Genomic DNA, 23,699 nt, shown 5'->3' with positions numbered 1-23,699 from the left:
TCCGGTTATTTACCTAATTGAAATTATAGAGGGGCTTTGCCCCTTAAACCCCAATTACTTTTTTGTCTTGACACAAAAAAGTAATCAAAAAAAGTCAAGGCTGTGACCGCTTCACTCAAAAAAACAGCGTTTGATGGCTAAAATCTTTTAAACTCGCCTATCGGCTCAAACAGAAAAGATTTTTTAACGCCATCTTCACTTGTTTTTTTGGCTCACCGGTCAAGGCCGTCCTTTTCGGCGAGTCTGCTTTCAAGTTGGGTATAAAAACGGATACTCATTATAAAATTAAAACAATGATAAATTATCCACCAAAAAAACAACTCATCACAAACAACTGTCAATTTCTGTTTTCAAAAGTAGAAACATTTTTTCAACAAACAAAAATTTGTAATACATCTTATATGATATCAAAACTAAACTTTTTTTTGTAGCTTTGCACAGGCAAAAAACAAGCAATCACATGAGCTTTAAACCCAAATATCTGCCAAAACAAATATAAGAAAGCCCAGAGACAGGAAACTAATAAAAATTAAAAACCAAACATATAATACATCATTCCCTTATGATTTTAATAGCCGACAGTGGATCTACGAAAACAACATGGTGTCTTTTAAATCAGGAATCCGGGAAAAAAGAAATAATCCAAACAGCCGGAATCAACCCCTTCTACCAGGATGAAGTCACCATTGTACAGGCTCTGAAAAATGAGTTCACCTTCGGGGAACGAACGTTCGATGCAATTTATTTTTACAGTGCAGGATGCGCCAATCCTGAGATAAGCAAAGTGGCCTTCAATGCTCTCGATCAGTTTTTCAATACCGGGAAACTTGAAATAGAAAGCGATTTAATGGCTGCTGCTCACGCCCTCTGCGGAAACTCTGAAGGAATTGCCTGCATTTTGGGAACCGGCTCAAATTCCTGTCATTATAATGGAAAAGAAATTGTGGAAAGTGTTTCACCTCTGGGTTTTATACTGGGGGATGAAGGCAGCGGTGCAGTAATAGGAAAAAAACTGCTGGCCGATGTCCTTAAAAACCAACTGCCTCCCTATATACAGGAGACATTTTTCAACCAATACAAAACAAGCTATGCCGAAATACTGGAAAATATTTACAAAAAGCCTTTTCCAAACAGGTATGCCGCAGGTTTCACAAAGTTTATTTCTGAACACAAAGATGAACAAGCACTGCAGGAGCTGGTGATAAAGTCATTTGATGATTTTTTAACACGAAATGTTCTCCAATACAAGAAGGCAAAGGAACTCCCGGTTCATTTTACAGGCAGCATTGCTTATTATTTCAGAGATCTGCTTGATAAGGCACTGGAAAAGCACAAATTAAAACTTGGGAATATTATTAAAGACCCTATGGATGGTTTAATAAATTTCCATCTAAAATAACCACCTCTAATTACACAGGAACTTTAAAAAAATAAAAAATGTCGGATAATAAATTTACTCTAAGCATAACTGAATCGCCTTCCAAATTCCAAAATCTTGAAAAGATGGAGGTATCCGACCTGATTCACAGCATCAATCAGGAAGACGCTAAGGTTCATCAAGCCGTAAACAAGGCCCTGCCCCAAATTGAGCAATTGATCGTGCGCATTGTAGAAAGGATGAAAAAAGGAGGAAGGGTTTTTTACCTGGGAGCAGGGACCAGTGGTCGCCTTGGGGTTCTGGATGCCTCTGAATTGCCACCCACTTTTGGTGTGCCTGATACTTTGGTAATTGGCATGATTGCCGGCGGAGATGTTGCTTTACGCAAAGCTGTTGAAGATGCGGAAGATGATCCCCAAAGAGCCTGGGAGGAGCTAAAGGGGTATAATATTAATAAGATGGACACGGTCATCGGCATTGCTGCCTCAGGCACTACACCTTACGTTATTGGGGGGATTGATAATGCCAGAACTAATGGCCTTTTGACCGGATGCATCACCTGCAATCCGGGATCGGAGATTGCTAAAGCTGCAGAATTTCCCATTGAAGCTATTGTCGGTCCTGAATTCATTACGGGAAGCACACGATTAAAAGCCGGAACGGCCCAAAAAATGATTCTCAATATGATCACGACCACATTAATGATCAAATTGGGTAAAGTAAAAGGCAACAAAATGGTAAACATGCAACTGACCAACAAAAAATTAATTCAGCGTGGAACCAGAATGCTCATGGAAGAGCTGGGCCTAAAGAAAGACGATGCCGAAGACTTATTGATTCAGCATGGCTCTGTAAAAAAGGCCATCGATGCCTACAAAAGATCTAAATAGTGTTTGTCTATAAAGTCGGCTTTGAAACTGAGTTGTCATGTGCCTGGTCAGAAATTTTCAGTTGCAATCCCGAGGCTTCGGGAGCGAAGCTCGAAAACACGGAGTCCCGATCCTTCGGGATGAGTAATTTTCAGGCAAGCGTAACGAAACAACCGGGACTTTATGGACAGGCACAAAATTAAAATTTGAAAGAAACCGCATGCGTTTAATAATAGATCCTTTGTTTTTTCATATCAAAGCCTGTAAAGAACTGCAAGCCCCCTAAGCCTGTGGATAACAAAAGGCTGTATTAAACCCATGAATACCCCCCCGCCATAACAGAATCCCAAAACTCAGAATAAAACAAGGTCCTCTAAAAATGAGGACCACGGAGAAAAGCTTATTTGATTTTGAAAACTCCTTTGGATTATGAATTTTACCGGTCTATTTAAGCACCTTTTTAAGGTACCTGTCATAAACCTCGTGATTCCGAATAACCAACTTTTCAGTTTCCGCGAAGGCAGCGTCTTCATCCCGGGCTTCTACCGCTTTCAATATTTTTTTCTGAGCATCGATGGTAAATTCCTTCTCCCCTTCCACATTGGCATAAATAAAATTGCGCATTCTTGGCAAAAGAGAATAAATGGGCTCCAGGCTAATGATAATGATAGGATTACCGGTGGCCTTAGCAAGGCTCATATGAAAACGGTTAATGGTATCCACCTCTTTTTGGGTGTTATCCGGATCGCAACTCTCAAGATCTTCGATGCCATCCTGCAAGATTTTCAAATCCTCATCAGTCCGATTGCGGGCAGCAAGCCTGGAAATTTCAGGCTCGAAGATACGTCGAACATCAATTATCTGAGAAATAAGATTGGAATCAAAACTCAAGTCGTAGTAAAGATTGAGAGACTTTACAGCATCCTCTATTTTGATTTCGGAAACATACATTCCGCTACCTTTCCGGATTTCAATAAGGCCTCTGGCGTTGAGGCGGCGCAATGCCTCACGGAGAGCAGTACGACTCACACCAAACAGTTCGCAAAGTTCTTTTTCAGAAGGCAACTTGGCCCCGGAAAGAAGTTTTTTCTGCCGAATGGCTTCTTCTATCTTTCTCTCAATCTTCTGACTCAGAGTTTGAGTGGTTCCTATCTTTCCAAATATATCGTCCATCTAAAACAATTAAAATGAATACACTAACAAATTTCAACACAATATTGGCGAAAAACCAGCAAAACAAACCACTAGTTTGCCCCAATTATTCAAATCCCACATCACATTTGTTCCCCGGGATTCCCTGACAAAAGGAAGGAAATAGGGGATAAAAGCGTGAAAGGCAAACATCCGGAAGTTAAAAGGCAATCAATCAATTTTGAAATTTCAATAACAAGAGAACATGCCAATCGCTCTTAAAAACATACAAATATAGATTTTTTCTTCCGTTTTTGAAGAGAATGGTGAATCTTTTACTTTTAAAGGATATATTACATGTGATTGTATGACCTTCTCGTAATACACTCATTTTAACGAAACTCATTAATCAGAAATAAAACACTTTAAAATACCAATCAATAACAAAATAAAATGTAAGGCTATGACTCAATCAATTCACTTTACAGATCAACCGGTAGAAAAGCTCCCCTTAAATATTGTTGAAGGCAAAGAAGAAGGAGCCAAAGAAATTGCCTCAATCATTGCCGATCTCATCAAAGAAAAAGAGGCTCAGGGCAAAAAAACGGTATTGGGACTTGCAACAGGTTCATCTCCGGTAATGGTTTACAAAGAGCTCATCAGGATGCACAACGAGGACAACCTCAGCTTCAAAAATGTGGTAACATTTAACCTGGATGAGTATTACCCCATGTCTTCTGAGAATAAGAACAGCTATGTGCGGTTTATGAACGAACAACTTTTTGACCATATTGATATCCCAAAGGATAATATACACATCCCCGACGGCTCTCTACCGATTAATAAAATTGAAAAGTACTGCTCAAAATACGAGAAGAAAATCAAGGATCAAGGCGGTATTGACATCCAGCTGTTGGGCATTGGGCGTTCCGGTCACATTGGTTTTAACGAGCCGGGCTCGGCCATCAACTCAACAACCCGAATTGTAAAACTTGATCCCATAACCATTGCCGATGCTGCAAAAGACTTTGGGAGCGAAAAATCGGTTCCTTTAAGAGCTATCACCATGGGTATTAGCACCATACTTAATGCAAGAAAAATAATCCTGACAGCATGGGGAAAAAATAAATCAGTGATATTGAAGAAAATGATAGAAGAACCTGTCACTACTAAGGTCCCGGCGTCATTCCTTCAACTTCATGACGAAGTTACCATATATGCAGACGAGGATGCGACTACCGAGTTATCACGAACCAAAGCTCCCTGGATTTACGGGATGGTGAAATGGACGCCCAAAATGGTGAAAAGAGCGGTTATTTGGTTAAGTCTGGAACTTGAAAAACCCATCTTAAAACTCACCGATGATGACTACAAAGCAAAAGGACTAATCGATCTTCTTGCTTTGTATGATGGCGCTTACGATTTAAACATCAAAGTATTTGGACAAATAAGAGACACCATCACAGGCTGGCCGGGTGGAAAACCGGGTGCCTACGAAAAGACGCGTCCCGAAAGGCCCGAACCGGCTGTAAAACGCTCACTTATTTTCAGTCCCCACCCTGATGACGATGTTATTTCAATGGGGGGTACCCTCCTTCGACTGGCTGACCAGGGGCATGACGTTCATGTTGCTTATCAAACTTCAGGCAACATTGCTGTTTTTGATGATGATGCCCTTCGCTTCTCATCATTCTCTGTTGACCTGATGAAAAGCCAAAACAACCTTTCGCCCGATCATGAAAAAGCTCACCAGGAACTAGTGAAGTTTTTGAAATCTAAAAAATCGGACGATATCGACACCCAGTATGTGAAAAATATAAAGCGCCTCATTCGTCAGGGGGAAGCTGAAGCAGCCTGCAGATATTGCGGTGTGAAAGAAAAAAACGTTCATTTTCTTTATTTACCTTTCTACGAAACCGGTTTGGTAGAAAAGAATCCAATGGCTGATGAGGATGTAAAAATTGTGGTTGACCTTCTCCGCAAGGTAAAACCTCACCAAATTTTTGCTGCCGGAGACCTGCAAGATCCCCATGGCACACATGAAGTTTGTCTCCAGATTATATTTGCAGCCATTCGTCAAATAAGAGAAGCAGGAGACACCTGGCTTAACGACGCCTATGTATGGCTGTACCGGGGTGCATGGCAGGAGTGGGATGTAGAGGACATCGAAATGGCCATTCCCATCAGTCCCGAAGAACTCAAAAGAAAACGAAAAGCCATTTTCAAACACCAGTCTCAAAAGGACTTTCCGGTATTTCCGGGAGAAGACAACAGGGAGTTTTGGCAAAGATCAGAAGCAAGAAACAGAACAACAGCCCGCTTATACGATAAATTAGGACTCACTGAATATGAAGCCATCGAAGCATTTGTAAAGTATCCTTTCGATGATGAGGAATCGTTTTTGAAGTAACCAGGCAAATGCTCCCCCCAAAGGGAAAGCAGACTGCAAGAGAATGAAAAGATTACATGCCATCATTCTCTTGCAGCCTTTTTATTTTCAGGTCAACCAACCGTAAAAAAATGTTCCAATGGTAAGATAAATCCCCATACCAATGATATCATTAATTGTAGTAACAAAAGGTCCGGTTGCCACGGCAGGGTCAATCTTTACTTTATCCAACAATAAAGGAACCAGTGCCCCAAATACAGATGCAAATATTATCACTGAAAACATAGCTCCCGAAACTGTAAGAGTCAAGGCATCAGGCGACCCTAAAAAGTAATTGTAACCAAAAGCCAAAACAGACAAAACCGTTGCATTTAAAAAAGCGACGCTAAATTCTTTGATCAACCTCCTTAACGGGGAATCTAATCCAGTGGTTCCGGCAGCTATCGATTGCACAACAATCGCGGAGGACTGAATTCCCACATTTCCGCCCATGGCTGCAATCAACGGCATAAAAAAAGCAAGCTGAGGATATATATCCAGAACCCCTTCAAAACTGCCTACCACACGTGACCCAAACAAGCCCCCTATAAGACCGATAAACAACCAGGGAACCCTTGCCCGCGTTAAAAGCCAAACACTGTCAGATGCTTCAACATCTCCCGTAATACCGGAAGCCAGGGCGTAATCCTTCTCTGCTTCCTCCCTCATTACATCCATCACATCGTCAATGGTAATCCGCCCCACAAGTCGTCCCACCTGATCGACAACAGGAAGGGCAACAAGATCATATTTATTCATAATATTACTCACCTCTTCCGAACTTGCATCTACTCCCACAGAGATGACATCAGGATAGTAAATATCCCTAACATGCTTATCGGCAGAACTAAGCAGCATCTTCTTCAATGAAAGTGTACCCTTTAGTACCCCATTGTTATCAACCACATAAACATAATAAACCTCATCAATTTCCTCAGCCTGGCGGCGCATACTACGCAAACATGTTGGTATACTCCAATTCTCCTTAACTTTAATGAGCTCTTTGGCCATCAAACCACCGGCAGAATCCTCATCGTAGTTAAGAAGGTCAACAATATCGCCGGCAACATTAACATCTTCGATGTGCGACAAAACTTCCTGCTGGCGCTCACTGTCAAATTCGGAAATAACATCGGCCGCGTCATCCGAATCCATTTTATCGATAAAGCGGTGGGCGATCACATCACTGGGAAGAGCTTTCAGAAACTTAAGGCGGTCATTTTCATCCAGTTCAATAATAACATCCGCTGCCCTATCATCATCAAGAAGAAAATATATGTATTTGGCCTCGTCTATATTTAGCTCCTCATAAAGCTCAGCAATATCGGCAGGGTGTATATCTTCAAGTATTTGCGAAACACCTTCATTGTCCTGATTTTCAATCAGGGCTTTCAATTTGTCCACAAATTCTCTGGTAAGTTCAAAATTGGCCATACCCCTGTTTCTTTTTAGTAGTTCAACAAAATGACTCGGATCTTTTACATAGACGCACCAACAATATTAGTTAGTTTAACGAATTCTTCGACCCCCAATTGTTCCGGTCTTTTTTGCAATAGAGCTTTAACATCCTCAGAATCATCAGATATTCCAAAGGTTTTTAAGCTGTTTCGCATGGTCTTACGTCGCTGATTGAAAGCTGTTTTAACCACTTTATGAAACAAACCCGGATCGCAGCCTAAATCGGTAACATCATTCCTGGTAAAGCGGATTACAGCAGATTTAACTTTGGGAGGAGGTGAAAAAACGTGTTCGTCAACCGTAAAAAGATATTCTGCATTATACCAGGCCTGCATAAACACGCTTAAAATCCCGTATTCCTTGTTGCCGGGGCCGGATGTTAACCTTCGTCCTACTTCACGTTGAACCATTCCGGTGACAGACTTCACCTGATCGCGGTGCTCCAATACCTTGAAAAATATCTGGCTGGAAATATTGTAGGGAAAATTGCCGATAATAGAAAATTCCCCTTCAAAAAAAAGGGATAAATCCATCTTCAAAAAATCCGCGGCAATTATTTTGTCTGAAAGTTGGGGATAATGCGTGGTAAGATATGCAACTGACTCGGCATCCAGCTCTACCAGGGACAGATCAATTTCATTTTTTTGTGAAAGGTGCTCTGTAAGTACACCCATTCCAGGCCCGATTTCCAGAACTTTGTAAGGTGGAATAGGTAATGCCTCTACGATTTGCATAGCTATATGCTGATCGTTGAGAAAATGCTGGCCCAGGTATTTTTTTGCTTTGACTCTCTTCATCTTCCATGGTAACGAACAACTTTGATAAAAAACAAAACATTTGGCCAAAAGACCCGTATTTTGTAAAATTGCACTTTGTTTGTGGCGCAAAGGTAAAATTTTTATGTGGGGTAATCTTCCACATCCGACATATTTTGTGCAATAAAACCCGAATAAATACTTTTGAAAGTTAATTTTTCCTGCCACCCCCCTTGTGACAGGTTTGCATAAACAGGACAATGAATAAATCTATAAGCAAAGGGCTACGTGTTTTCTTTTTTTTGTCACTCGGCATTATCATTCTCTGGTGGCTATACAAAGACCAGGATCCCGAGAAACTGACAGAAATACTAAAAAAAGACGTAGGATACGGGTGGATTTTCCTCTCTTTAATAATGGGACTGCTGAGTCATGTCAGCCGCACAATCCGATGGCAAATGCTTATCGAACCGGTTGAAAAAAGGCCACGCACTTTCAACACCTTTCTGGCTGTTATGATTGGCTACCTGGCAAATCTGGCCATCCCCCGAATGGGAGAAATATCCCGGTGTGCAGTATTGAGCCGCTATGAAGAGATTTCCTTCTCACGTTTGGTTGGAACTGTTGTTACGGAAAGGGTACTCGACCTGATCATGTTGCTTTTATCACTTGCCCTGATGATTGTATTGCAATACAACGCTTTTGTAGAGGTAGTAAACAATAAGATAGACCTGACCAGAGTAGGTAATTTCTTTTCATCAATATGGTTCCTATTCAGTTTAGGATTATCAATCGCTCTTGTTTACGCTTTCAGAAAAAACATTTCCAATTCAAAAATATTTGTAAGACTTAGAGGATTATGGTATAAATTTAAAGAGGGACTTTTCTCATACAAGAATGTAAAAAACAAACCCATGTTTTTCATTCATACCCTCTTGATATTCACCCTCTATTTCCTAATGATTTATGTTTGCTTTTTTGGGTTTCCTTTCACCAGGAACCTTGGGGCGGGAGCAGGATTGGCGGTTTTTGTTTTCGGAAGTTTTGGCATGGTCGCCCCTGTCCAGGGAGGTATAGGCCCATGGCACTTTATGGTCATATCCACACTTCTTTTCTTTGGAGTCCAGGCCCCACAGGCAGCTGCGTTTGCCCTATTGGTCCACGGTTCCCTAAATGGAATGATTGTGATTACCGGACTGCTATCATTGGTGGCCCTGCCAATTTTTAACAAAAAATAGCCCCCATGCAAATTAGTCCCCGATTCATAAAGCGATTTCTCGCTCTAATTTCATTCATCGCAATAACCTGGGTGGTATATCGCTTGTGGAACCTTGAAAACTGGAACAGCTTCGGAGACTATTTAAGTAATCATCGGCTTGAAGCTTTCAGACTGATGGGCATTCAATTGGTTCTTCTTTTCATAAATCTGAGACTTGAGTCGAGAAGATGGCAATTGCTGATTGCACCCATTTCCAACATATCCATTTGGAAATCTTTTTATCAGGTTCTTAAAGGCATTCAAATGGGGATGATAACTCCTGCACGAGCGGGAGACCCCATTGGAAAATCCGTTTTTTTCAAAACAACTGAAAGATGGAGAGTTGTTCTTCTCTCTTTTGCCGGAAGCATAATTCAGAATGTAATTATTTTAGTGGCGGCAGTAGCAGCTTTATTTGCCACAGGCATCAACAACCATCCTCTGAAAGAGAAGTTTGTCAATTATTACTCAGAAACTGATAGCTATTGGACTTGGGGAGTGGTCGCCACAGTCCTGATTATCGTATTTTTGCTTATGAGACATCATCTCTGGTCAGGCAATATTTCTGAAAAATTCAAATCACACGTATTGGTTTTTAAAGAACACAGAATCAGCAACCTTGTTCGGATAACAATGTTGACCGCATTACGCTTCCTTGTGTTTTCATTTCAGTTTTATCTTCTGTTAAGGTTTTTCGGGCTGAATGATATCCGGAACGGCTTTCTGTCTGTCTTTATTTATTATGGAGCTTTATCATTCCTTCCTTCAACCGGAGCAGGGGATTTAGGATTAAGGGCTTCTCTGGCTCTTATTATTTTTGGTCAAACAGAACTTGCCGGGCCAGCCATTGTAATGTCCTCTTTATTATTGTGGTTTTTCAACCTGGGCATTCCGGCTGTTTTGCCATCCCTGTCATCAATTCCATCTGTTTTTAAACAAAAGATTCAGAAAAGAACCCTCCCGGTTTAAGGAAAACCCTTAATTTTAGGGCGATTTCCGACAACCCCCTCAATTGTCAAAACAATTTTCTATATTTGTTATCGTACGAGAGATTTGCGAATGCAATAACCACTTTTTTATGGATAAAACTAAAATTAAACTAAACATATTAGGCCTCTCTTACTCCCAAACCCAATCAGGTGCTTATGCTCTGGTATTGGCCGAAGAAGAAGGTGAAAGACGCATTCCCATCATTATAGGTGCTGTAGAAGCTCAATCAATAGCTATCAAACTTGAAGGCCTGGAGCCACCACGCCCTCTGACACACGACCTGTTTCTTAATTTTGCAAGAGCGTTTAAGATTGACATACTGGAAGTTGTTATTTATAAATTGGAGGAGGGTATTTTCTATTCCGAACTGGTTTGCTTATACAACGACGAAGTAGTTCGTATCGACTCCCGGACATCCGACGCAGTTTCTCTGGCCTTAAGATTCAACTGCCCCATATATACATTTGAAGACATTATGGAGAAAGCCGGGATTGTTCTCGACTTTGGTGATCAGGAAGCCCCTCAGCAGGAGGAGAAAAAATCGCCAGAGGAAAAGACAAAGAAGACAAAGAGCCCAATGGAAGAAAAATCCATGCAAGAGCTAAAAGACCTTCTTAACGAGGCAGTCGACAAAGAAAATTATGAAAAGGCCTCAGAAATAAAAGCTGAAATTGAGCGCAGAAAAAAATAATTTCCTGAGAAGATCAAAAAAGACCAGAATTGCCCCCTTCTTTCGGCCTTCATTTTGGTCAATAAGCAGTTAAAACCTCAGAAAAGAAAGCCAATCAGACAATAAAAACGAATGAAAAGACCTCTGTTACGAGTATTACCTGCTCTTTTACTCCTGTTTTTTATCCCCACATCCCTTTTTGCCAATAGTAATCCGGTTATTGCTGCCGGAGGTGGTTTTGGTTTTGAAAGTCTCCTCAGGGGAATTATCGGAATGGCCTTTATCATTTTTATTGCCTGGATTTTCAGCTCCAACCGGAAGGCCATATCCTGGAAAGTTGTCATTACCGGACTAACCATCCAGTTAGCATTGGCTCTGGCCATTCTATATGTACCTTTTGTGCAATCGGCCTTTGATGTACTGGGAAAAGTCTTTGTAAAAATCCTGAGCTTCTCGGATGCAGGAGCCAAATTTCTATTTAAGAGCTTTACGACCGGTGAAATTGAGGAACCATTACTCAATTTTGCCATCACTATTCTCCCCACCATCATATTCTTTTCAGGCCTGACCAGTATTCTTTTTTACTTCGGCATCATTCAAAAGGTCGTATATTTTCTGGCCTTGGGGATGACTAAGTTACTCAGAATATCGGGCCCTGAAAGTTTGTCTGTCGCGGGTAATATTTTCCTGGGACAAACGGAGTCTCCGCTTATGATCAAAGCCTATCTGGAAAAAATGAACCGCTCCGAAATAATGCTGGTCATGGCAGGGGGAATGGCAACCCTGGCAGGTGGCGTCCTGGCCGTTTACATAAAAGTACTGGGAGGTGGCGATCCTGTTCAGGAGTTAATCTATGCCAAGCACCTTTTAGCGGCTTCTATTATGGCTGCTCCCGGAGTTATCATCATTTCCAAGATGCTGGTTCCGCAGACCGAAGCTATCAGCAAAGAGGTTAGTGTTCCAAAAGAAAAAATAGGCAAAAATGTTCTGGATGCTATCTCAAATGGAACCACTGAAGGCATTAAGCTGGCGGTGAATGTTGCCGGGATGCTCCTTGTTTTCATTGCTCTTATTGCTATGCTCAATTACATTTTCGTAAAAATAGGCGACTGGACAACCGTTAATGAACTAATTACATCAGCCACTAATGGCCAATACAACGAATTGTCACTGGAGTTTATCCTCGGGTATGTCTTTGCCCCTCTTATGTGGTTATTGGGCGTTGCCAGTGAGGACATTGACCTGGTGGGCCGTGTTTTAGGCGAAAAACTTATCATGACAGAATTCATTGGTTATGTAAGTCTGGGAGAGCTTAAAGAGACCGGCGCCTTTATGCAGGAAAAATCCATTATTATGGCCACTTACGTACTTTGTGGTTTTGCCAACTTTGCTTCGATTGGCATCCAGATTGGAGGAATTGGTGCACTTGCCCCCGGCAAACGAGTTCTGCTCTCGCAACTCGGAATGAGAGCCTTATTGGCCGGCACTTTAGCATCATTGCTTTCAGCTACCATAATCGGGATGATACTGGGATAAATCAATTCTCAATAGGTCAATACTTCGTTAAACTTTTACAATAGATTCGTAATCAATTGATTACAAGAGCACTCTCATTTTTGTTTATGTGCAGAATTTCAGCATGATACGAATCATCTTACATCTAATATCTATCCCGAAGCATCGGGACTAACGATCTATTGTAAAAGATAAATAATCAAAAAAGGCGGCTGCTCCGATTTATGGAGCAGCCGCCTTTTGATATCTTAAAAATTGCAACTACAAAATAGCATCCAGTTTTGATGCAAGAGAAGCTTTGGGAACAGCCCCAACTTGTTTGTCCACTACTTCTCCTCCTTTAAAAAACAGAATAGTTGGAATATTCCGGATTCCAAACTTCACTGAAGTATCAGGATTGGAATCAACATCCATTTTTGCCATGATGGCCTTATCTTTATATTCCTCGGCCAATTCAGCAACAATGGGAGCTACCATCCGGCATGGCCCACACCACTCAGCCCAAAAATCAACCAATACAGGTTTGTCTGATTTCAATACCATCTCTTCAAAATTGGCATCGGTTACTTCAACAGTCATAACTAAATTATTTAAATTATTTCAATTATTTATTTCATCTCACTCTAACTAGAGTCTGTCCATAAAGTACCACTTGCTGCGTTACGCTTGCCGCCAAAATACTCATTTACCAAAGTAAACTCCGCTTTTGGCGGCTTCGCAAGCCTTGCAACTGGCACTTTCTGACCAGACACATGACTTTTTACAAACTTTCCCGGCTTTATAGACAGGCACTAACTAGCGGAGTCTGACGATCCCCAAAACAACAATATCCAATTAACACCATTTGGCTGTCCTTGTTCAAAGATAATTAATTTTTGCGAAAGCCTTACGGTCCTTCCGAAAATGACATCAAACATCTCTAGCCCAGCTTTATCTGCAATTCGGGATGCTCATCAAAAAACTGAAGCACATCTTTTTGAGACAAATCGATCCGTGCCGATCGTGATAGCATCTGCACTTTATAATGTTCATTTGCAGGATCAAATACATTAAATCTCAAGGACACATGTCCTTTATTTTCCAGCATCACATTCGCCAGTTCATTCACCAGATCATCGGTTATCTTATCAACGGGTATATTAAGCGCCAAACTGCTCACTTGTGTCTCCAGTACTTCATTTAAAAACGACATTGAGTTGATTTTAGCCTCTAATTCCTCAGGACGATATTTCCTGGGTTGGACTTTACCTTTTACCAATAAGAAGATACTCCCATCATCGGGAACATTGTGAAATTTGCTGTAGTCGTTATAATCTCGTCCAAATAAAGCAAATTCATGCGATCCCGAATAGTCTTCCATGGTGATAATGGCAAAAGGATTCTCACGCATACGGGTAACCCCTCGTCTTATTCCGGTAACCATACCTCCAACAATAAAGCTCTTGCCATTGATGGCAGAAAGGTCACTCAAATCACTGAGAGTCATATTACAATAGTGCTTAAGCTCCAGTTTAAAACGATCCAACGGATGAGCAGAAAGATAAATACCAATCAGTTCTTTCTCTCTACCAAGCTTTTCAATACTTGTAAATTCAGGCACATTGGGTGCGGCTGGTTTTTTAACAGCCCCTGTCATGTCGGCAGCACCAAAAAGCGATACCTGGTTTGATGCTTTATCTGCCTGATAACGGTTCCCGTATCGAAGTAAACGTTCAATGAACGTTCCTTCTTCCCCATCGGAGATGGCAAAGAACTGAGCCCTGTTGTATTCATCCAGATTATCAAAAGCTCCGGCAGCAGCCAGGGCTTCTATGTTCTTTTTATTAACAGTTTGCAAATTTACCCGTTCAACAAAGTCAAACATATCTTTATAGTGTCCACCCTCTTCACGTTTTCGGATGATTTCCTCCACAGCACCGGCTCCAACACCTTTAATTCCGGCCATTCCAAACCGGATGGCACCTTCGGCATTTACCGTAAATTTCCGGAAACTCTCGTTCACATCAGGTCCTAAAACAGCCAGCTCCATGCGACGACATTCCTCCATGAAGGTGGTAATTTTGGTAATGTCATTGAGGTTACGGCTCAGCACTCCCGACATAAACTCCGCAGGGTAATGGGCTTTGAGATATCCTGTTTGATAAGCTACATAAGCATAACAAACCGAGTGCGACTTATTAAAGGCATAACTGGCAAAAGCTTCCCAGTCCTTCCAGATTTTTTCAATCAACTCTTCCGGCTTCTTACCAACCTCCTTACATCCTTCAATAAACTTTTCATTCTTCAGACAGCCATCGTGGAACTTATCCTTAAGTTTGGCCATCATATCCAGAAGCTTCTTACCCATGGCTTTACGAAGGGAGTCAGACTCACCACGCGAGAACCCACCCAAAGCACGCGACAAAAGCATCACCTGCTCCTGAAAGACAGTAATTCCATAGGTATCCTTCAGGTAAGATTCCATCATAGGATGGTCGTAGTTGATATCCTGCTGACCGTGTTTACGTGCAATGTAGTCGGGAATGTATTCCATTGGTCCCGGACGGTACAAAGCATTCATAGCCACAAGATCCTCAAATCGGTTAGGCTGCAAAGACCTGAGGTGTTTTTTCATTCCCGGAGACTCGAACTGGAATATTGCAGTGGTGTCGCCGCGGGCAAAAAGCTCAAAAGCTTCCTTATCATCCGCAGGTAATTTTTCAATATCTATATCGATCCCCTTCGACAACTTAATATTTTCGAGGGTTTCTTTTATGATGGAGAGCGTTTTCAGCCCCAGAAAGTCCATCTTCAAAAGGCCAATGGCTTCTACATAACGACCATCATACTGGGTGGTCATCAGGCTCTCTTCCTTGGTGGGAATAAGAGGTATATGTTGCTCAAGAGGATCCCGGCCAATCAGCACACCGCAGGCATGTACGCCGGTTTGTCTGACAGACCCTTCGAGGGTGCAGGCCAGGTCCATTGTCTTGAGGACTTTCTCCTCTCCCAAAGTCCGGGCCTCTTTTATACGTTCTGCAAATATTTTGTAAACTTCAAGTTTCCCTTCAAGCTTTCCATTACCGGCGTTACGAGCTGCCTTTATTTCATTTTCAATCTTCCCCAGAGCAGCATCAATACTTCCGGTTTCTGATTCCCTGTCGAGCACTTCCTGATAGGCATTGGCCAGCTTAGTTCCGGGCTTTTCCGGAATCAATTTGGCAAGTTTATCTGTATCAGGTAAGGGCAATTTCAATACTCGCCCTACATCTCTTATGGCCAAACGGGCTGCCATAGTACCAAATGTACAGATATGGGCCACTTTGTCACGTCCGTACTTCTCGGTCACCCAGTCGAGTACCAATTGACGTCCGTCATCATCAAAGTCGATATCCACATCCGGCATAGATATACGGTCGGGATTCAGAAACCGCTCAAAAAGGAGGTCATGCTTAATGGGATCGATGTTGGTAATTCCCACACAGTAAGAAACTGCTGCGCCCGCAGCAGACCCACGTCCCGGTCCAACAAGAACCCCCATATTCCGTGCAGCATTAATAAAATCCTGGACAATGAGAAAGTACCCGGGAAAACCCATGGTTTTAATGGTATTCAGCTCAAAATCCAAACGTTCTTTTACACCATCAGGAATGGGATCACCATATCGCATAGGGTCTTTGGCTCCTTCGTAAGTCAGATGAGCCAGGTAATCAGATTCCAATTTTACTCGGATAAGGTGTTCAAAATCTCCTCCGAGAGCATCATAACGATCGCCAAACTCTTCACGTAATGCTTCCTCCGGAAATTTTTCTTTATACCCTTCAAAAGTCCCAAAGTCCGAAGGAATAGAGAAGAAAGGCATAATAGGTGCGGAGTTCAATTCAAACTCCTCTACTTTTTCGGCAATTTCGGCTGTATTCCGAACAGCCTCAGGAACATCCTTAAACAGCTCATTCATCTCAGCAGTAGTCTTAAACCACTCCTGCCTGGTATATCTCATCCGGTTTTCATCATCAAAATCTTTTCCTGTATTGAGGCAAATCAAAAGATCATGGGCCTCTGCATCCGCAGCATCTGTAAAGTGTACATCATTGGCTGCAATCAGCTTAACATCAAGCTCTTTGGATAACTCAATCAACTTCTCATTAACCAGCACCTGATTATTGTAAACATTCTCCCGGGCTTTTTGCTCCTCGGCAGGATGTCGTTGGAGCTCAAGATAATAATCATCCCCAAATACACGCTTAAACCAAAGGATACTCTCTTTGGCGCCTTCCATGTCTCCAGCCATAATCTTTTGAGGCACCTCTCCACCGATACAAGCTGAAGTCACAATCAGACCTTCGTGATGCTCCTCCAGCAATTTTTTGTCGATGCGCGGCTTATAATAAAACCCCTCCACATTAGCTACGGATATTAACTTCAAAAGATTTTTGTAACCTGTGGGGTTTTTGGCCAGCAAAATCAGATGATCGCCACGTCCGTCCAATTTACTGTCAGTTTTGTCATAAATTGTACGGGCAGCCACATAAGTTTCGCATCCAAGAATGGGTTTTATCCCCTGCTTTTTGCAGGTATCAAAAAACTCTTTGATGCCAAACATTGTACCATGATCGGTAAGGGCAAGGGCCTTCATCCCGTCATCTTTAGCCTTACCAACAAGGTCGCCGACACTGGCTGCCCCATCAAGTATAGAGTACTGAGAATGAACGTGTAAGTGTGTAAAAGGTATCAAATCCATATAGCGTAGCTGAGATGTTTCTTATGATCTACAAAATTATCTAAAATCCGCAGGAAAAAAATTAATCCTGATGCCCCGTTGATGAAAATTATCTGTTGATGGATTAAAACCAACAAGAGAACCACAAAACTGTTTTAATGCGATAAGTGTTTCTTCATAAAATCTAACAGTCAATTAACCTAATTTTCCCAATCTTCTAAAAATAAACTGCAAAGAGGTTTCGTAAACCAAATAAATCACCCTATATTTGCAGTCGCAAAAAAATGTAGGTTGTTTAATTGTAATTATTTAGAAACATGCCCGTAAAAATCAGATTAGCGAGACACGGACGCAAAAGGTATGCTTACTACCACATTGTAGTAGCAGATAGCAGGGCGCCACGAGATGGTAAATACATCGAGCGGATTGGTTCATACAATCCCAACACAAATCCTGCTACGATTGAATTGAATTTCGACAAAGCCTTAACATGGCTTGGCAAAGGCGCCCAACCTACTGAAACTGCCCGTGCAATTTTGAGTTACCAAGGGGTACTCATGAAAAAACACCTTCTCGAAGGTGTAAAAAAAGGTGCTTTTGACGAAGCAGAGGCTGAACGTCGATTCCAGAAATGGATGGAAGAGAAAGAAGCTAAGATACAAGCGAAAAAAGATCAGCTTTCGTCAGAAAGTGAGCAAGAGCGTAAAGCACGTCTCGAGCAGGAAGCCAAAATCAACTCTGAAAGAGCTGAAGCTTTGGCCAAAAAGAATGCCGAACTTGCTGCTGAAGCAGATGCTGAAGAAAAAGAAGAATCTGCCGAAGCTGAAGAAGCTACAGAAGAGAAATCTAAAGAAAACAACGAATCAGAAGCTGGTTCTGAAGAAACCAAGTCTGAGTAATTCTTCATTTTTTCTTCCTACAAAATTAAAACCTGTTTGCATTTGCAGACAGGTTTTTTTTATGCCTGAACGGCACTTTGCAAATATTAAAATCTTTTACAAAAAAATAACGGTCCACATCCAGACACCCTCCAACCCACTGAAACCAATAAAGAAATAAATCTCTATTTTTTCAGAATGGTTTTAAATTCACCAGAAACACTCTGACAAACTGATATTAATACCTGAAATGTGGCACAAAAAGACTACTTTTGCACCGTTTTTCAGAAAGCATTTAAAACACCATTTCATAAAATTGTTTCGACATGCAGTATAAGACAGTAACTGCCGAGGAGGCTGTTAAAGTAATCAAATCAGGAGACCGTATTCACATGAGTAGTGTGGCGGTAACCCCCCATGCACTTATTGATGCCATGGTTGCGAGAGGTCGCAACGGTGAACTCAAAGATGTAAAAATCCAGCACATCCACACCGAAGGAGCTGCTCCATATGCAGATCCGGAATTTGAAGGTGTCTTCCAACTAGAGTCATTTTTCGTGGGTGGAAACGTACGTAAAGTCACTCAGGCAGGATACGCTGACTACATCCCGGTATTTTTGAGCGAAACCCAGAAATTGATCCGCGAGGGATATCTGAAAGTAAACGTATGTATGATTCAGGTTTCAAGTCCTGACAAGCACGGTTATGTTTCCCTGGGAACCTCTGTTGATGCCACCCGCGCAGCTGTAGAGACTGCTGATGTGGTTATCGCCCAAATCAACAAGAATGTACCTCGTACATGGGGTGATGCTCAAATCAACATGAGAGACATCGATTATTTGGTTGAGCAGGATGAACCTTTATACATCCATAACAATGCGCCTCTTTCGGAAGTGGAAAGAGCCATCGGTCACAATGTAGCAGAGTTGGTTGAAGACGGAGCTTGCCTGCAAATGGGTATTGGCGGAATTCCTAACGCTGTACTTGCCGAACTTGGAAACCACAAAGATCTTGGTGTTCATACCGAAATGTTCTCTGACGGAATCCTTCCTCTTGTTGAAAAAGGTGTTGTAAATGGCAAACGAAAACAGCTCGACAAAGGCTTGATGGTTGCTTCATTCCTCATGGGATCTCAGGATTTGTATGACTTTGTTGACGACAACCCTCAGGTGGCTATGATGGATGTTAAACATACCAATAGTGTGGACGTTATTCGTAAGCAAAAGAAAGTAACGGCTATCAACTCTGCATTGGCTGTTGATATTACCGGACAAGTTTGTGCCGATTCTATCGGAACCACTCACTACTCGGGAGTAGGTGGACAGATTGATTTTATCCGTGGTGCTGGTTACTCCGAAGGCGGAAAACCAATTATTGCAATGCCTTCTGTTACCGGTAAAGGATTGTCAAAGATTGCTCCTACCCTGATGGAAGGATCTGGTGTTGTAACCACTCGTGCCAACATGCACTGGTTGGTAACCGAACATGGAGCCGTTAATCTTTACGGAAAAACACTTCAGGAACGTGCCCGCTTAATTATCTCTGTAGCGCATCCCGACCATCGTGAAATGCTTGACAAAGCTGCTTTCGACCGCTTTGGATCTCACTATCACTTTGTGTCGAAATAAATTAAGACATTTGTCTTCTTAAATACAAAAAAGCCACCTTCAACAGCTGAGGGTGGCTTTTCTAATTTTACAAAACAGATATTTACTATCTTCTGTAAATGACTGGCAAGTAAGATGAGCGTAATGCAGTTATCGGATTTTTATTGCAAAGCCTATCTAAAAGTCTGGTTTCCCGACATAGATGACCCTTTAACAACAATCTCTCCTTTTTCGATCTCCAATCTTTCGTCTGCGGACGAGCCGGCTGCACTTAAATTCCCGGAACCACTTTTCAGAAAAAAGCTTAAAGCCTCCATTGCATTTTCAAGATCCATATTTATATCTCCTGAAACGGATTTGAAGTTACTGTCACCGGTAAGCACGATCTTAGTTCCACGTTGTGAGCCACTCGTTGTAGAAAGACTCAAAATCCCGGTGACATCATTCAGAACGATATCTCCCGACACCGATTTTGCTGATAAGCCTCCTCTCAGTACATCAACCTTAATGTTTCCCGAAGTAGATTTTAACCGGGCACTATTCATGAGGTTTTCCACCATAACATCTCCTGATGTAGAACTAATCATGGCTTCACCTTCAACCATTCTGGCGGAAACATTTCCCGAAGTACTGCTTGCAGACAAATCACCTTTAACATTGTTAATCCTCAAATCACCACTTACCGATTTGGCTTTCAAAGCACCGTTTATAACTGATGCCTGAACATTTCCGGAAACACTCTGAAACCGGCTGTCACCACCTGCTTTTGAAACTGTAACATCTCCCGAGACGCTTTTTAACAACATATGATCACTTTCGATGTCATCCACTTTAACATTTCCGGAAACGTTATTTACAGACAAATTCACCCCTCGGGGTGCCTCCAGGATCAAAAAACCTTTAACGCGTCCGCGCATGCTGTTGGGGTGTTCCACCCAAATTTTCAATTCCCCTCCTGATTGGGAGGTTTTAATTGAATATTCCTGACCATCTCTTGTAGTTCGGATTTCTCCCTGCAAATGAACTTCTTTCGAGCCACCAGCTTCAACATTCACGTCACAAAAGACGCCTTCAATATTTATACTTTCAACATTCTGAAACCGGGTATCCACATGGTCAACCAGTTCTTGTGAATGGGTAAGCATGCAACCGCTTAAAAACACAGCAGCAAGTAAAAAGGATGTTAAGCGCTTCATAAGTAATTATTTTAAGGTAAGACCAATATGTGACGCTCATCCCTTTAGATAAGTTACACAAGATGTGGTGTTTTTCAGACAATTCTCTCAGCAAGATTCTGAACATCAATACCTGCAAGGTTTCCTGAGGTCATTAACAACAGGTTTGAATCCCTAATTTGAAGTCCTTCCAGGTATTGCTTAAGATCATCCGGATTGGTATAAACATTTAAACCATTGCTGGAAAAAGCTTTTTTTACGTCATCGGGATCAATGGCTGGCAGCTTTTTGTGTTTCACTACTTCCGGGTTGAAAAAAACTACAGCCTCATCAGCAGCGTTCATAGCACCTTTATATTGAGGAAGAAAATCTTTATTCAGGCTACTGAAAGTATGTAATTCGAGAACAGCCAAAAGGTGACGATCCGGAAACTGATCTTTTACAGCAGCTACTGTAGCTCTTACTTTTGATGGGGCATGAGCAAAATCAAAGAAAACTTTGGCATCATCATTTTCCGCTAAAACCTGCAGACGCCGGGATGCTCCTTCAAAGGAGAACATTGCTTTAAGAAAATCCGGTTTCGATATCCCGATCTTCAAGGCCACCTCCATTGCCCCTGCCAGATTCTGCAGGTTGTGATGACCAAATATTCCCAATTCATATTCTTCCTCATCAGTTTCAACCAAGGTTTTCCCATCTAGCGTTTTGGCATTCAACTCATTGTATGGAATCACATTAATCTCCTGAAGTTGGGGGGCAATTTCAGACAACACTTTGTCTTTTTCATAATAAATGAAAGAGCCACCAGGCTCTATAGTTTGGGCAAAAAGACCGAACTGTTGATTGTATTCTGATTCTGTGGGGAAAACATTGATATGATCCCAGGCGACACCCGTGGCCAACGCTATATGAGGTTTATACCACAAAAACTTAGGCCGCCGGTCTATGGGTGATGACAAATACTCATCGCCCTCAAATATCGCTATTTCGGATTCATCAGTGAGTTCAACCATGGTATCAAAGCCTTTTATCTGGGCTCCAACCATGAAGTCAAATTTACGGCCAAGCGATTTCAAAACATGAAGCAGCATAGAAGTAATGGTGGTTTTCCCATGACTTCCGGCTATAACAATACGGGTTTTATTTTTGGTTTGTTCATAGAGATATTCCGGGTAAGAATAGACTTTCAGGTTTAGTTCCTGTGCTCTGATCAATTCCGGATTGTCAGGCCGGGCATGCATTCCTAATATAACAGAATCAATATCAGCAGTAATAGAATCAGGATTCCATCCCATTGATTTGGGTAACAATCCATACTTCCGCAGTCGGCCCCGACTTGGTTCAAAAACCTCATCATCAGAGCCGGTAACCTGAAATCCCTTTTTGTGAAGAGCAATGGCAAGATTGTGCATGGCACTCCCGCCTATGGCAATAAAATGTATTCTCATAATTTGTCAACTTAACCACTAAACATTAAGTCTACAAATTAATGATTTTTTGATGAGATAGCATGTTTAAATGAAACGTCTGCTTTTTAATCAATAGATCGTTAGTCCCGATGCTTCGGGATAGATATTAGATGTAAGATAATTCGTATCATACTGAAATTCTGCACATTAACACAAAAGAGAGTGCTCTTATAATCAATTGATTACGAATCTATTGTAAAAGTTTAACGGAGTATTGTTAATAACACTTCGTCTAAATAATGCAAAAGGCTATAAATAAACTAACTGCCATCGAGATCGCATTTTCTGTTAAAACCAACTTTATCACCGACATGTGCTTTATCTTAGATCTTTTATCTATCCCGAAGCATTCGGGACTAACGATCTATTATTTTAGGAGAAGCTAAAAATCACAACCACCAAACATTTACATCTCCATGGGGGCAATATTAGACCCACGTCCCTGCAGGCACCACTGCCAGGATGCATACAAATCAAAATTCAAGGCACGTGAATTTCCTTCTGTTTGCACCAGCTTATTTCTGCGAGCCACAACAAACGAGTTATCCGGAAAATCGCTCCAGCCTCCTATCATGTAATCAACCGCCCCATTGGTTCTATCATTTATACTCTGAACAGATGAGGTGCAATACAAAATTAAATCAATCCCCTTAAATTTGAGGATTGGTTTTAAATGATTGATGTATTTCTCAATCTGCTCATCGTCCTTTCCAATAACCAGTACGAAGTGGGAAACATTTGTTTCACTTCCCAAAACAGCATCAACAAGGGAAATTTCATCAGGTGAACCCTCAAATACAAGATTAGGAATATCAAACTGGTTGGCTCCGGAAATGACCTCACTCAGATTCTCCTGACCAACAATAACAATCTCCCTGTCGGAAGGAACTGCAGATGAAAGAAGACAGTTTAAGGCATACTGCCGGTTATGATTGAAAAAAATGGTCTCAAAACCTGTACGATAAAACTGAGCCGGATGAATTTCGTCACGTGTCCACATATTAATAATACTGGCATTCAAGGCTTCCGGGGCAAATCCGGCATTTGAAAAAGAAGCTAGGCTCATAATCAATGAATTTTGAAGGTAAGAAAACAGGTTTCCAGGGGCAAATAAACATCCCAAATATTAACCCAATATTAACAGCACTTTACTAATTCCTTTTATCCCCCTCTATAACCTTTGACAAACAAACAAGTCAGTGCACGTATTCGAAAATTCATAAAAACTCTTAACTGATAGCCTAAAATTTACAACTCCACCGGAAGATATGCTTTCAATTTGAAATTTCCCCCTGTTTTGAAAAATGGCAGTTAAAAAAATTCTCTTTTGCATGAAAAAATTTACCGGATAAATGTATTTCTGAAGAATTAACCGATCAATACAGAATTAATATCTTTATGCCTTCATAAAAATATTGA

17 protein-coding genes are annotated in these 23,699 nt (G+C 41.5%); 9 read left to right on the top strand and 8 right to left on the bottom strand.

Annotation, left to right across the window (positions count from 1 at the left end; genetic code table 11):
- Positions 1-562: 562 nt before the first annotated feature.
- Both DDZ16_RS00865 and murQ read left to right on the top strand, forming a co-directional pair.
- Positions 563-1,399 (top strand): BadF/BadG/BcrA/BcrD ATPase family protein, encoded by an 837-nt coding sequence (locus DDZ16_RS00865; protein ID WP_109262527.1) that lies wholly within the window; start codon positions 563-565, stop codon positions 1,397-1,399.
- Positions 1,400-1,437: 38 nt separating this feature from the next.
- Positions 1,438-2,268, top strand: a complete 831-nt coding sequence (murQ, locus tag DDZ16_RS00860; RefSeq protein ID WP_109262526.1) for an N-acetylmuramic acid 6-phosphate etherase — start codon at positions 1,438-1,440, stop codon at positions 2,266-2,268.
- A gap of 423 nt (positions 2,269-2,691) precedes the next feature.
- On the opposite strand, the gene DDZ16_RS00855 is transcribed toward murQ, so the two are convergent.
- Positions 2,692-3,420, bottom strand: coding sequence for a FadR/GntR family transcriptional regulator (locus tag DDZ16_RS00855; RefSeq protein ID WP_109262525.1), 729 nt, complete (start codon positions 3,418-3,420; stop codon positions 2,692-2,694).
- Between the two features lie 421 nt (positions 3,421-3,841).
- Here DDZ16_RS00855 and nagB point away from each other — a divergent pair, with 421 nt between their 5' ends.
- A complete protein-coding gene (nagB, locus tag DDZ16_RS00850) occupies positions 3,842-5,788 on the top strand; it encodes a glucosamine-6-phosphate deaminase (protein ID WP_109262524.1) in 1,947 nt (648 codons plus the stop codon).
- A gap of 87 nt (positions 5,789-5,875) precedes the next feature.
- Here the strand turns inward: nagB and mgtE are convergent, their stop codons facing one another.
- Positions 5,876-7,240, bottom strand: a complete 1,365-nt coding sequence (mgtE, locus tag DDZ16_RS00845) for a magnesium transporter (RefSeq protein WP_109262523.1) — start codon at positions 7,238-7,240, stop codon at positions 5,876-5,878.
- 44 nt (positions 7,241-7,284) lie between these two features.
- Positions 7,285-8,061: a 16S rRNA (adenine(1518)-N(6)/adenine(1519)-N(6))-dimethyltransferase RsmA gene (gene rsmA / locus DDZ16_RS00840; protein WP_109262522.1), complete on the bottom strand. Its 777-nt coding sequence runs from the start codon at positions 8,059-8,061 to the stop codon at positions 7,285-7,287.
- Positions 8,062-8,279: 218 nt separating this feature from the next.
- Here rsmA and DDZ16_RS00835 point away from each other — a divergent pair, with 218 nt between their 5' ends.
- The 4 genes from DDZ16_RS00835 (at position 8,280) to DDZ16_RS00820 (ending at position 12,473) form a co-directional block, all read left to right on the top strand.
- Positions 8,280-9,257 (top strand): lysylphosphatidylglycerol synthase transmembrane domain-containing protein, encoded by a 978-nt coding sequence (locus DDZ16_RS00835; protein WP_109262521.1) that lies wholly within the window; start codon positions 8,280-8,282, stop codon positions 9,255-9,257.
- A gap of 5 nt (positions 9,258-9,262) precedes the next feature.
- Entirely contained in the window at positions 9,263-10,246 is a 984-nt protein-coding gene (locus DDZ16_RS00830) for a lysylphosphatidylglycerol synthase domain-containing protein (RefSeq protein WP_109262520.1), read from the top strand.
- A gap of 109 nt (positions 10,247-10,355) precedes the next feature.
- Positions 10,356-10,958, top strand: coding sequence for a bifunctional nuclease domain-containing protein (locus tag DDZ16_RS00825; RefSeq protein WP_109262519.1), 603 nt, complete (start codon positions 10,356-10,358; stop codon positions 10,956-10,958).
- Between the two features lie 111 nt (positions 10,959-11,069).
- A complete protein-coding gene (locus DDZ16_RS00820) occupies positions 11,070-12,473 on the top strand; it encodes a NupC/NupG family nucleoside CNT transporter (protein ID WP_109262518.1) in 1,404 nt (467 codons plus the stop codon).
- A 240-nt stretch (positions 12,474-12,713) separates the two neighbouring features.
- Here the strand turns inward: DDZ16_RS00820 and trxA are convergent, their stop codons facing one another.
- Both trxA and dnaE read right to left on the bottom strand, forming a co-directional pair.
- Positions 12,714-13,031, bottom strand: a complete 318-nt coding sequence (gene trxA / locus DDZ16_RS00815; RefSeq protein ID WP_109262517.1) for a thioredoxin — start codon at positions 13,029-13,031, stop codon at positions 12,714-12,716.
- A gap of 340 nt (positions 13,032-13,371) precedes the next feature.
- On the bottom strand, positions 13,372-17,172 hold the full coding sequence (dnaE, locus tag DDZ16_RS00810; RefSeq protein ID WP_109262516.1) for a DNA polymerase III subunit alpha: 3,801 nt from the start codon (positions 17,170-17,172) through the stop codon (positions 13,372-13,374).
- 296 nt (positions 17,173-17,468) lie between these two features.
- Here dnaE and DDZ16_RS00805 point away from each other — a divergent pair, with 296 nt between their 5' ends.
- Positions 17,469-18,050 carry a 30S ribosomal protein S16 gene (locus DDZ16_RS00805; protein ID WP_109262515.1) on the top strand — a complete coding sequence of 194 codons (582 nt, stop codon included), beginning with the start codon at positions 17,469-17,471 and terminating at the stop codon, positions 18,048-18,050.
- Between the two features lie 305 nt (positions 18,051-18,355).
- The gene (locus tag DDZ16_RS00800; RefSeq protein WP_109262514.1) at positions 18,356-19,657 is read left to right on the top strand and encodes an acetyl-CoA hydrolase/transferase family protein; all 1,302 of its coding nucleotides are present in this window, start codon (positions 18,356-18,358) and stop codon (positions 19,655-19,657) included.
- Positions 19,658-19,809: 152 nt separating this feature from the next.
- Here DDZ16_RS00800 and DDZ16_RS00795 read toward each other — a convergent pair whose 3' ends face one another.
- From DDZ16_RS00795 to DDZ16_RS00785, 3 genes are all read right to left on the bottom strand, one after another.
- Entirely contained in the window at positions 19,810-20,832 is a 1,023-nt protein-coding gene (locus tag DDZ16_RS00795) for a DUF4097 family beta strand repeat-containing protein (RefSeq protein WP_109262513.1), read from the bottom strand.
- A gap of 74 nt (positions 20,833-20,906) precedes the next feature.
- Positions 20,907-22,259: a UDP-N-acetylmuramate--L-alanine ligase gene (locus DDZ16_RS00790; RefSeq protein ID WP_109262512.1), complete on the bottom strand. Its 1,353-nt coding sequence runs from the start codon at positions 22,257-22,259 to the stop codon at positions 20,907-20,909.
- A 427-nt stretch (positions 22,260-22,686) separates the two neighbouring features.
- Complete coding sequence (locus DDZ16_RS00785) at positions 22,687-23,346, bottom strand: 2-aminoethylphosphonate--pyruvate aminotransferase (protein WP_109262511.1); 660 nt, start codon at positions 23,344-23,346, stop codon at positions 22,687-22,689.
- Positions 23,347-23,699: the final 353 nt, after the last annotated feature.

Origin of the sequence: Marinilabilia rubra (assembly GCF_003121985.1) — a bacterium.
Lineage (GTDB): Bacteria > Bacteroidota > Bacteroidia > Bacteroidales > Marinilabiliaceae > Marinilabilia > Marinilabilia rubra.
Note: the sequence above shows the minus strand (reverse complement) of the source record. Positions and strands in the feature narration are given on the sequence as shown.

Coding starts and splice junctions, on each gene's coding strand:
- DDZ16_RS00865 (WP_109262527.1), top strand. CDS start 563: ATGATTTTAATAGCCGACAGTGGATCTACGAAAACAACATGGTGTCTT.
- murQ (WP_109262526.1), top strand. CDS start 1,438: ATGTCGGATAATAAATTTACTCTAAGCATAACTGAATCGCCTTCCAAA.
- DDZ16_RS00855 (WP_109262525.1), bottom strand. CDS start 3,420: ATGGACGATATATTTGGAAAGATAGGAACCACTCAAACTCTGAGTCAG.
- nagB (WP_109262524.1), top strand. CDS start 3,842: ATGACTCAATCAATTCACTTTACAGATCAACCGGTAGAAAAGCTCCCC.
- mgtE (WP_109262523.1), bottom strand. CDS start 7,240: ATGGCCAATTTTGAACTTACCAGAGAATTTGTGGACAAATTGAAAGCC.
- rsmA (WP_109262522.1), bottom strand. CDS start 8,061: ATGAAGAGAGTCAAAGCAAAAAAATACCTGGGCCAGCATTTTCTCAAC.
- DDZ16_RS00835 (WP_109262521.1), top strand. CDS start 8,280: ATGAATAAATCTATAAGCAAAGGGCTACGTGTTTTCTTTTTTTTGTCA.
- DDZ16_RS00830 (WP_109262520.1), top strand. CDS start 9,263: ATGCAAATTAGTCCCCGATTCATAAAGCGATTTCTCGCTCTAATTTCA.
- DDZ16_RS00825 (WP_109262519.1), top strand. CDS start 10,356: ATGGATAAAACTAAAATTAAACTAAACATATTAGGCCTCTCTTACTCC.
- DDZ16_RS00820 (WP_109262518.1), top strand. CDS start 11,070: ATGAAAAGACCTCTGTTACGAGTATTACCTGCTCTTTTACTCCTGTTT.
- trxA (WP_109262517.1), bottom strand. CDS start 13,031: ATGACTGTTGAAGTAACCGATGCCAATTTTGAAGAGATGGTATTGAAA.
- dnaE (WP_109262516.1), bottom strand. CDS start 17,172: ATGGATTTGATACCTTTTACACACTTACACGTTCATTCTCAGTACTCT.
- DDZ16_RS00805 (WP_109262515.1), top strand. CDS start 17,469: ATGCCCGTAAAAATCAGATTAGCGAGACACGGACGCAAAAGGTATGCT.
- DDZ16_RS00800 (WP_109262514.1), top strand. CDS start 18,356: ATGCAGTATAAGACAGTAACTGCCGAGGAGGCTGTTAAAGTAATCAAA.
- DDZ16_RS00795 (WP_109262513.1), bottom strand. CDS start 20,832: ATGAAGCGCTTAACATCCTTTTTACTTGCTGCTGTGTTTTTAAGCGGT.
- DDZ16_RS00790 (WP_109262512.1), bottom strand. CDS start 22,259: ATGAGAATACATTTTATTGCCATAGGCGGGAGTGCCATGCACAATCTT.
- DDZ16_RS00785 (WP_109262511.1), bottom strand. CDS start 23,346: ATGAGCCTAGCTTCTTTTTCAAATGCCGGATTTGCCCCGGAAGCCTTG.